The 8,719-nt window shown below is 74.5% G+C and carries 10 protein-coding genes, 1 pseudogene and 1 riboswitch; of the genes and pseudogenes, 6 read left to right on the top strand and 5 right to left on the bottom strand.

The genetic code is table 11. From position 1 onward, the window contains the following. A pseudogene (locus ACSW7Y_RS14265) lies at nt 1-610 on the bottom strand (hypothetical protein); the annotation flags it as partial. Nucleotides 611-734: 124 nt separating this feature from the next. On the opposite strand from ACSW7Y_RS14265, the gene ACSW7Y_RS14260 reads away from it, so the two are divergent. Then, nucleotides 735-1,715 (top strand): aldo/keto reductase, encoded by a 981-nt coding sequence (locus ACSW7Y_RS14260; protein ID WP_438126908.1) that lies wholly within the window; start codon nt 735-737, stop codon nt 1,713-1,715. A gap of 133 nt (nt 1,716-1,848) precedes the next feature. On the opposite strand, the gene ACSW7Y_RS14255 is transcribed toward ACSW7Y_RS14260, so the two are convergent. Continuing rightward, the gene (locus ACSW7Y_RS14255; RefSeq protein ID WP_438126907.1) at nt 1,849-2,496 is read right to left on the bottom strand and encodes an NADPH-dependent F420 reductase; all 648 of its coding nucleotides are present in this window, start codon (nt 2,494-2,496) and stop codon (nt 1,849-1,851) included. 89 nt (nt 2,497-2,585) lie between these two features. Here ACSW7Y_RS14255 and ACSW7Y_RS14250 point away from each other — a divergent pair, with 89 nt between their 5' ends. The 4 genes from ACSW7Y_RS14250 (at nt 2,586) to ACSW7Y_RS14235 (ending at nt 4,531) form a co-directional block, all read left to right on the top strand. Continuing rightward, the gene (locus tag ACSW7Y_RS14250; RefSeq protein ID WP_438126906.1) at nt 2,586-2,882 is read left to right on the top strand and encodes a GNAT family N-acetyltransferase; all 297 of its coding nucleotides are present in this window, start codon (nt 2,586-2,588) and stop codon (nt 2,880-2,882) included. A gap of 31 nt (nt 2,883-2,913) precedes the next feature. Then, nucleotides 2,914-3,375, top strand: coding sequence for a VOC family protein (locus ACSW7Y_RS14245; RefSeq protein WP_438126905.1), 462 nt, complete (start codon nt 2,914-2,916; stop codon nt 3,373-3,375). 182 nt (nt 3,376-3,557) lie between these two features. Then, on the top strand, nt 3,558-4,031 hold the full coding sequence (locus ACSW7Y_RS14240) for a MarR family winged helix-turn-helix transcriptional regulator (RefSeq protein WP_438126904.1): 474 nt from the start codon (nt 3,558-3,560) through the stop codon (nt 4,029-4,031). Beyond that, nucleotides 4,028-4,531, top strand: a complete 504-nt coding sequence (locus ACSW7Y_RS14235; RefSeq protein WP_438126903.1) for a metallophosphoesterase family protein — start codon at nt 4,028-4,030, stop codon at nt 4,529-4,531. The genes ACSW7Y_RS14240 and ACSW7Y_RS14235 overlap by 4 nt, the downstream gene beginning before the upstream one ends. Before the next feature lie 39 nt (nt 4,532-4,570). Here the strand turns inward: ACSW7Y_RS14235 and ACSW7Y_RS14230 are convergent, their stop codons facing one another. The 3 genes from ACSW7Y_RS14230 to thiM all read right to left on the bottom strand — a co-directional run bounded on the left by ACSW7Y_RS14230 (nt 4,571) and on the right by thiM (nt 7,631). Then, nucleotides 4,571-6,028, bottom strand: coding sequence for a bifunctional hydroxymethylpyrimidine kinase/phosphomethylpyrimidine kinase (locus ACSW7Y_RS14230; protein ID WP_438126902.1), 1,458 nt, complete (start codon nt 6,026-6,028; stop codon nt 4,571-4,573). Continuing rightward, nucleotides 6,025-6,741: a thiamine phosphate synthase gene (gene thiE / locus ACSW7Y_RS14225; protein WP_438126901.1), complete on the bottom strand. Its 717-nt coding sequence runs from the start codon at nt 6,739-6,741 to the stop codon at nt 6,025-6,027. The genes ACSW7Y_RS14230 and thiE overlap by 4 nt, the downstream gene beginning before the upstream one ends. Then, nucleotides 6,738-7,631: a hydroxyethylthiazole kinase gene (gene thiM / locus ACSW7Y_RS14220; protein WP_438126900.1), complete on the bottom strand. Its 894-nt coding sequence runs from the start codon at nt 7,629-7,631 to the stop codon at nt 6,738-6,740. The genes thiE and thiM overlap by 4 nt, the downstream gene beginning before the upstream one ends. Continuing rightward, nucleotides 7,620-7,714, bottom strand: a riboswitch (TPP riboswitch). Its footprint overlaps the gene before it by 12 nt. Nucleotides 7,715-7,818: 104 nt before the next feature. Here thiM and ACSW7Y_RS14215 point away from each other — a divergent pair. Then, nucleotides 7,819-8,719, top strand: a 901-nt coding sequence (locus tag ACSW7Y_RS14215; protein WP_438126909.1) for an NUDIX domain-containing protein, incomplete at its 3' end; no start/stop codon positions are given.

Below are 8,719 nucleotides of genomic sequence, written 5' to 3'. Positions count from 1 at the left end.
GTGCGGGCTCGGTGCCCGCCACGACGACGTGCTCGAGCCCGGGGACCGAGAACCGCGGCTGGCCCACCACCGGAGCGGCCGGCGTCGGGGGCACGGCGGGCGTCGCGGCCGCGGGCGGGGTGAGCGGCCCGGCATCGACCGGGGACACCGGCGCGGGCGTCGGCCGCACGAGCTGGTCGAACGGGAGCGTGTGCACCGCGGGCGAGGTCGGTGCCGGCGGGAGGAGGTCCTGGTCCGGCGGGAAGTCCGGCACGACCACGGCGAGCGGCGAGCTCGCGGACGGGGTGGCGGCACCGGGCGTCGCAGCGTCGACGATCCCGTCGTCGGGACGGTCGGACGTGAGCGCACCGGGCTCGGCGGCGGGGGCCGGCGATGCGCTGCCCGGCGGTACCGACGGGAGCACCGGGGTCGCCCCGGCCGTGTGCGTGGCACGTGCGGATGCCGTCGTGGACCCTGCCGTGTGCTCGACGGGGGCCGACGTCGCCGTGGACCCGGCCGCAGGCTCGACGGGGGCCGACGCGGCGGGGGCGGGGCGTGCCTCCAGGGCGTCCTCCGGCGGAGCGGTGACCCAGGCGGGGACCGGCCGCCGGGGCCGGTCCGAATCCGGCATGCGATGCGACGCCACTGCTGCTCCCTCCGGTGGTCTGATCCACCGTCAGTTCTATCGGGACGCCCCGGCCCGAGCGCATCCCCAGTTCGGGGCCGCGGTCGGGCGCCGTCGGTACGGTCGGGGCATGACCGGAATCGAACACCGTCCGCTCGGGCCCTCGGGGCTCGTCGTGTCCACCGTCGGCCTCGGCTGCAACAACTTCGGGCGACCGGGAACCGCCTCCGAATCGCAGGAGGGCACGAACGCCGTCGTCGGGGCCGCCCTCGACGCGGGGGTCACCCTCTTCGACACCGCCGACGTCTACGGCGGACGGCCCGGGCTCAGCGAGGAGATGCTGGGGAAGGCCATCGCCGGCCGACGCGACGAGATCGTGCTCGCGACGAAGTTCGGTCTCGACATGCAGGGCGCGAACGGGCCGGACTGGGGCGTGCGCGGCTCCCGGCGGTACGTGCGGCTCGCGGTGGAGTCGTCCCTCCGGCGCCTCGGCACGGACTGGATCGACCTCTACCAGATGCACCGCCCGGACCCGGTGACCCCGATCGAGGAGACGCTCTCGGTGCTGGACGACCTCGTCCGCGAGGGCAAGATCCGCTACGTCGGCCACTCGAACTTCGCCGGGTGGCAGATCGCCGAGGCCGAGCTCACCGCCTCGATCGCCGGCACCACACCGTTCGTGTCGGCGCAGAACGAGTACAGCCCACTCGCCCGTGCCGTCGAGGACGAGGTCCTGCCCGCCGTCCGGGCCTACGCCCTCGGGTTCCTGCCGTACTTCCCGCTGTACAACGGCCTGCTCACGGGCAAGTACACGAAGGCGGGCGGCCCCGCGGACGGACGGCTCAGCACGTCGAAGCCGCAGCTGCTGGCGGACGCGCCCTGGGACGTGCTCGACGAGTTCCAGCGGTTCTGCGACGCGCGGGGCGTGACGATGCTGCAGGGCACGTTCGCGTGGCTCCTCGCACAGCCCGGGCTCTCGAGCGTCATCGCGGGGGCGACGAAGCCGGAGCAGATCACGCAGAACGCGGAGGCCGGCGCAGCCTGGACGCCGTCAGAGGATGACGTCGCCGAGATGACGATGATCTTCGACGGCGCGGCCGACGCTCGCTGACGCGCGCGATCCACGGACCGGAGGCTCGGTGCCAGCTTGCACCGTCCTCCCTCGGAGGCTCGGTCGGCGCGCCCCGCGCAACGCTTCGCGTCGCCGCTGAGCGGGGCGCGCCCGTCCGTCACGTGGTGACGACCTACATGTCGCGGTAGCGCTTCGCGGAGGCGAGCGCCTCGCGCAGCTGCGGTGCCGTGAGGCGCACGACGTAGCCGGGGGTGTCGCGCTGGATGCGCCAGCCCTCCGCGAGGGGACCGGCGTCGACGACGTCGAACCCGAACGCGTCGATGAGGTCGGTGACGGTGCGCTTGGCGTCCTCGTCGTCACCGGCGACCACGAGTGCGCGGCGGCCGGGCGTCCCGGCGGGCTCGGCCTCGTCGGTGAGGGCGGCCGCGGCGATGTGGTTGAAGGCCTTCACGACCTTCGCCCCGCGCAGGTGGTCCTGCAGCAGCTCGGCGGTGGTCGTCGTCTCGTCGTCGAGCGCCGCGATGTGGCCGTCGCGCTGCGGGTAGTAGTTGTTCGTGTCGATGACGACCTTCCCGACGAGGGGCTCGACGGGGATGGTCTCGATCGCGGCGAGCGGGGTCGTGACGACGACGATGTCGCCGGCCGCCGCAGCCTCGTCGCGGGTGGCGGCGCGTGCGGACGGGCCGAGCTCGTCCACCAGGTCGGTGAGCGTCTCCGGGCCGCGGGAGTTGGCGATCACCACCTCGTGGCCGTGCCGCACGGCGAGGCGTGCCAGCTGGGATCCGATGTTGCCTGCTCCGATGATGCCGATCGTGGTCATGCAGGACGCAACGCGCGGTCGGGGAGCGCATTCCCACGTCGTGCGGACCGGTGCCGGGCAGTGCGCCGTTCCGGGAGCATGATGGCGGCATGACCGAGGAGTTCCGCCACGAGGCCGACGAGAGCCGCTACGCCATGTACGTCGACGGCGAGCTCGTCAGCGTCCTCGACTACCGCGAGAACGGCGACGCGATCGCCTTCCCGCACACGTACACCGTGCCGAAGCACCGGGGGCACGGGTACGCCGCCGCCCTCGTCGCGCACACGGTCGACGAGGTCGAGCAGACCACCGAGAAGCGCGTCGTCCCGATGTGCTGGTTCGTCGGCCAGTGGTTCGACGAGCACCCCGAACGAGCAGGACTGCTCAGCCGCGGCGTCGCGGACTGAGTGGACGAGCCGCCGAGTACAGGAGACGACCATGACCGCGATCACCCCCTTCCTCTGGTACGACGACGAGGCACGGCAGGCAGCCGAGCTCTACGTCTCGCTCTTCCCCGACTCGCGGATCGACAGCGTCGCCGAGACACCGGACGGCGATGCCCTCGTGGTCGAGTTCACGCTGCTCGGCCGGGGGTTCCGAGCCATGAACGGCGGCCCCGGCCACCCGCACAGCGACGCCGTGTCGTTCCAGGTCGACGTCGTCACGCAGGAGGAGCTCGACCGGGTGTGGGACGCGCTGCTCGCCGACGGTGGACGGCCGTCGATGTGCGGCTGGCTGTTCGACCGCTGGGGTGTGGCGTGGCAGGTCACCCCGTCGATGATGGGCGAGCTCATGACCGGCTCGGGCGACCCCGCCGCGAACCAACGTGTGTACCAGGCGATGATGCAGATGCAGAAGCTCGACATCGCGGCGCTCCGGGCCGCGGCAGCCGGCAGCTGAGCAGGGCAGGTCTGCCGTTCGGCGGGCGGGTCTGCCGCTCGGCGGGCGGATCTGCCCGCTCGGCAGGGCGGGTCTGCCGCTCGGCGGGTCTGGCAGTCCGGTCAGCGACCGATCGGTATCCTCTCAGCGCAAGGTGCCGGGACGAGCCGGTGCGAAACGGCCCTCGACAGGCAGGAGCCACCATGGACCACCCGAGGTCCGACGTCCGGAACGCTGACGTCGGACGCGCCTACACCGAGCTCTCCCGCATCACGAGGAGGGCCAGCATCCGGGCGCGCGGGTCGGACGAGGTGCTCAGCATCGTCGACCAGTCCCTCGTGGACTTCGTCGTCGAGCACCCCGGGTGCATGGCCATCGACATCGCCCGCTACCTCCGCCTCAACCGCTCGACGATCTCCCGGCAGCTGTCCGGGCTCCTCGCGGCCGGCCTCGTGCGGACGACCGACGGCGGTACCGGCAACGCGAAGCCGCTCGTCGCGACCGAGGCCGGGTGCGCCGCGCTCGAACGGTCGGTGAGGCTGCACCGCGACGCCCTCGAGGAACGCCTCGCCGGCTGGTCCGACGACGACATCGCCCTGCTCGCCGGTCTGCTCGAGCGCCTCGGCACCGCGGACGAGGCCGGCCTGCCGATGCCCGCGCGCGGCGCCGCGTCGTGACGACCTCGTTCGTCCTGCTGTCCGACACCCACCTGCCGAAGCGCGCCAAGGACCTCCCGGCAGGGCTCTGGGACGACATCGACGCCGCCGACCTCGTCGTGCACGCGGGGGACTGGGTGGACCTCGCGACGCTCGACGCCGTCGTCGGGCGATCACGCCGGTTCGTCGGCGTCCGAGGCAACAACGACGGCCCCGAGTTCGACGACCGCCTCCCGCTCGAGGTCCGCTTCGCCGTCGAGGGCCTCCGCTTCGCGGCCGTGCACGAGACGGGTGCGGCGACCGGTCGGGAGCGCCGCGCCGCTGCCGCGTTCCCGGACGTCGACGTCCTCGTGTTCGGTCACTCGCACATCCCCTGGGACAGCGTCGCGGACTCCGGGCTCCGGCTGCTCAACCCCGGTTCGCCGACGGACCGCCGTCGCCAGCCGGACCACACGTGGATGCGCGGGACGGTCGACGGCACGGAGTTGACCGTCGAGCTCGTCCGGTTGTCCCCGCGCTGACGACGCAGCGGGGGCGCGGCGGCGACCAGCCCTCGACGGTCACAGCGCCATCCGGAAGAACGCCTCCTCCCACGCGGTCGACCGACGGTGGGCTCGTGCCATGCGGCCTCGCTCCGCGGAGGTCGCCGCGGCGGCCAGGCGCTCCACGTGCTCGGTGGCCTCGGCACTCGCCGCAGCGAAGCCCGGGTCGCCGTAGGCCGAGACCCAGTCGGCGAAGGGGTGCCCCTCGGGCGCGACGCCCAACCGCGTCCCGACCCAGGCGTACACCCGGAAGCAGGGCAGCACGGCGGCCGCGAGCACGGCTGTCGAGCCGGTGTCCGCGGCGGCCTGCAGGTGCGCCAGGTAGCCGGCGCACACGGGGTGCACCGGATCGTCGGCGTGTGCGTCCCCGAGGCGTCGGTGGTGCAGGTCCCGCGCTTCTGCCGCGCACTCGTCGGCGGCGGTGCGCCAGAACGCCGCGGCCGGGCCGGACGTCCGGTCGGCCAGGGTTGCGAGGTGACGCTCGTACGCCCGGAGGTAGTGCACGTCCTGCGCGAGGTAGGCGCCGAACACGGCGGACGGCAGCGTCCCGTCCGCCAGGCGACGGAGGAACTCTCCGTCCAGGGTCGCCTCACGGACGTCGGCGACGTCCTCCCACCACGTCTGGGTCCACGGAACGGGCGGCAGCGCGGCCCGCGTCGCGGCTCCGTGGTCGACGGGGCCGTTGCCGGTGCCGACGTCGAGCGCGTCGGCGTGCTCGAGCGCCGTCGTGAGCCACCGTTTGGCCGCTCCGACCGCGAGCTCCCAGTCACCGTGCCGCGCGGCGAGTGTGGCGATCGCACTCGACAGGGAGCACCCGGTGCCGTGGGTGTTCGCCGTCCGGATCCGCGGTGCGCGGAACACGCGCGAGCTCCCGTCCGGGGCGACCAACACGTCGTCGGACGTCAGGCCGGCGTCGTGCCCGCCCTTCGCGAGCACGAGCACGTCCCAGGTCCGGGCCACCAGGGCTGCGTCGCTCCGCACAGTGCCACCGTCACCGTCGGTGGTGGCACCGGCGCCGGTCGTCCGCCGCGCCAGTTCGGCGAGCACCCCGAGCTCCGCCCGGTTCGGCGTGAGCAGGTCGGTGTGCGCGAAGAGGTCGGTGAGCGCGGCCTCGGCGTCGAGGGAGAGCAACCGGTCGCCGCTCGTCGCCACCATCACCGGGTCCACCACGACGACCGGCGGCCGGTGCCCGGCGAGCCACGACGTGACCGTCGACACCACGTCGGCCGTCCCGAGCATCCCGACCTTGACGGCGTCGATCGTCACGTCGTCCGACACGGCGTCGAGCTGCTCGCGCAGGAACGCCGTCTCCGGGACGTGGACGGCGCGCACGCCGGTGGTGTTCTGCGCGACGAGCGCGGTCACGACACCCATGCCGTAGCCGTCGTGGGCGGCGATCGCCTTGAGGTCCGCCTGCAGTCCGGCGCCGCCCGTCGGGTCGGTCCCGGCGATCGTCAGGACCCGTGGGACGGTCACCGGACACCGTCCTGGAGGCGCGGTGCACCCGGCCGGTCAGCTGCCGTCCGCCACGCGGTCACGTACGCGGCAGCGGCCGCCCCGGGGTCGGTGGCCGCGCAGATGCCGGAGACGACGGCCACCCCCGCCGCTCCCGCGGCGCGGAGCAGCGGGACGTCGTCGAGGGTGACGCCGCCGATCGCGACGCACGGCAGGACGGTGGCGGCGGCGATCCGGGCGAACCCGTCGACGCCGAGCGGCGCGGGGTGGTCGGGCTTCGTCGTGGTGGGGTGGACGACGCCCACACCGAGCAGGTCGACCGTCCCGGCCGGCAGGGCAGCGACGGCCGCGAGGTGCTCCGGCGTGTTCGCGGTCAGGCCCACGTGGGCCTGCGGTCCGAGCAGGGCGCGCGCGGCGGTCACGGGTAGGTCGGACTGGCCGAGGTGCACGCCCGCGACGCGGTGTCCGGCGTGCCGGGTGGCGAGCACGACGTCGAGCCGGTCGTCCACCACCACGGTCGCCCGGTCGCCCACGGCGTCGGCCACGGCGGTCGCCAATCCCATGAGCTCCCGTGCCGACGCATGCTTGTCCCGCACCTGCACCGCACGGACTCCGGCGCCGACCGCGGCCCGGACCACGCCCAGGACCCCGTGGCCGTGCCGTCCGGCCAGCTCCGTGTCCGTCACGAGGTACACACCGAGCCCGTTCCCCGGCGTGCGAGCCTCCGCGGTCACCGGTCGCTCCGAGCCGACCCGGCAGGGGTGGAGTCAGCCGCGCCGGTGCCGTCCTCGGTGGACACGCGGGAGCGTTCGACGAGGTCCTCCGGGGTGAGGGACGCGAGGCGGTCGAGGAACAGCGGCTGGAACGTCCCCGGACCGCCGGCGTCCCGGGCGGCCAGCTCGGCCGCCACCGTGTACGCCACGGTCGCGGCCACGGCGGCGTCGCCGGGGTCGGCGGTGACCGACGCGAACGCGGCGACCACCGCACCGAGCGCGCACCCGCCGCCGGTGATCCGGGTCAGCAGGTCCGTCCCGTTCGCGACCCGCACGACGGTCCCGTCCAGGGCGACCACCAGGTCGACCGGACCCGACACCGCCACGGCGCCCACGTGCCTCCCGGCCGATGCGCGTGCGGCGGCCCTCGCGTCGTCCGTGGTGGCCGTGGCGTCGGTCCCGCGGCCACCGGCCGCGCCGTCGAGCAGAGCGAGCACCTCCGAGGCGTTGCCGCGCAGGACGGTCGGCCGCAGGGCCAGCAGCTCGTGCGCGAGCGCGGTCCGGACCGGGAGCGCCCCGACCGCCACGGGGTCGAGCACCCACGGCGTCCCCGCGTCGGCGGCCGCGGTCGCTGCCTCGTCGGCGGCGTCACGGGCCTCCTCGTGCGGCGTGCCGGTGTTCACGAGCAGCGCGTCGGCGATCCGGGCGAAGGGACCGGCCTCGGTGCGGACGTCGACCATGGCGGGGGAGGCTCCGACCGCGAGGAGCACGTTCGCCGTAACGTTCTGCACGACGGTGTTCGTGACGCACTGGACGAGTGGAGCCCGGGCGCGGACGGCCTCGAGCAGGTCGGCGCACCGGAGCACGAGGTCCGGCGCAGCGGTGGTGGGTACGGGCGCAGCAGTGCGCATGGACGATCCCTTCGCGAGTACGAGCTCGAGCAGGTTCGACGGGTGTGATCTCAGCCGCGGTCGCGGCACCCCGTGTCTCGATCGTCACCGTACACGACGCTCCGTGACCCGGAGGGGTCACACGGAGGTGCCCGTGTGGGAAGGTGGGACGGTGCCCGAAGACCCTGGTGTGAACCGCCTCCCCGGTGTGAGCCACAACGGCGCGGAGGGCACCACGCCGCCCGGTCCGCCCCCGGGCCCCCGTGATCCCGGCGACGCGTGGGCGATCGGCCCCGACGGCACGAAGGCGTGGGGACGCTTCGGCGCGGCCGGCCTCCTCGTCGACGACGGGTCCGGACGGGTGCTCCTGCAGCACCGCGTCGAGTGGAGCCACCACGGCGGCACCTGGGGCATCCCCGGCGGCGCCCGGCACCAGGGCGAGGACGCCGTCACGGGCGCCCTCCGCGAGTCCGCAGAAGAGGCCGGCGTGCCCCACGACGGCGTCGACCTGCGCCACACCGCCGTCCTCGACCTCGGCTTCTGGACCTACACGACCGTCGTCGGACGCGCCTCCCGGCCGTTCGAACCGGTCATCGCCGACCGCGAGAGCCTCGCCCTGTCGTGGATCCCCGTGGACGAGGTCGACGACCTCCCGCTCCACCCCGGCTTCGGCGCGTCCTGGCCGACGCTCCGCGCCGCGTTCGACACCGCCCCGCACGTCGTCGTGGACGCCGCCAACGTCGTCGGCAGCCGCCCCGACGGCTGGTGGAAGGACCGCGCCGGCGCCGCCGGTCGCCTCGTCGACGGCGTCACGGCGCTCGCCGCGGAGGGCATCGCCTCGGCGGAGCTCGACCTCCCGTTCGCGCGCTGGTGGCCGCGTTGGACTGTGGTGCTCGAGGGGGATGCCCGGGAGGCCCGGCCCACCCCCGACACGTCACCCCACCCCGTCGACGTGGTGCGGGCACCGGCGTCGGGTGACGACGCGATCGTCGGTGCGGCCGAGCAGGCGCTCGCCGCGGGTCACGCACCCGTGGTCGTGGTCACCGCCGACCGGGAGCTGCGCTCCCGCGTCGAGGCGCTCGGCGCCGACGTGCGCGGCCCGTCGTGGC

This window comes from Curtobacterium flaccumfaciens, assembly GCF_051548005.1.
Lineage (GTDB): Bacteria > Actinomycetota > Actinomycetes > Actinomycetales > Microbacteriaceae > Curtobacterium.
Note: the sequence above shows the minus strand (reverse complement) of the source record. Positions and strands in the feature narration are given on the sequence as shown.

Coding starts and splice junctions, on each gene's coding strand:
- ACSW7Y_RS14260 (WP_438126908.1), top strand. CDS start 735: ATGACCGGAATCGAACACCGTCCGCTCGGGCCCTCGGGGCTCGTCGTG.
- ACSW7Y_RS14255 (WP_438126907.1), bottom strand. CDS start 2,496: ATGACCACGATCGGCATCATCGGAGCAGGCAACATCGGATCCCAGCTG.
- ACSW7Y_RS14250 (WP_438126906.1), top strand. CDS start 2,586: ATGACCGAGGAGTTCCGCCACGAGGCCGACGAGAGCCGCTACGCCATG.
- ACSW7Y_RS14245 (WP_438126905.1), top strand. CDS start 2,914: ATGACCGCGATCACCCCCTTCCTCTGGTACGACGACGAGGCACGGCAG.
- ACSW7Y_RS14240 (WP_438126904.1), top strand. CDS start 3,558: ATGGACCACCCGAGGTCCGACGTCCGGAACGCTGACGTCGGACGCGCC.
- thiM (WP_438126900.1), bottom strand. CDS start 7,631: ATGCGCACTGCTGCGCCCGTACCCACCACCGCTGCGCCGGACCTCGTG.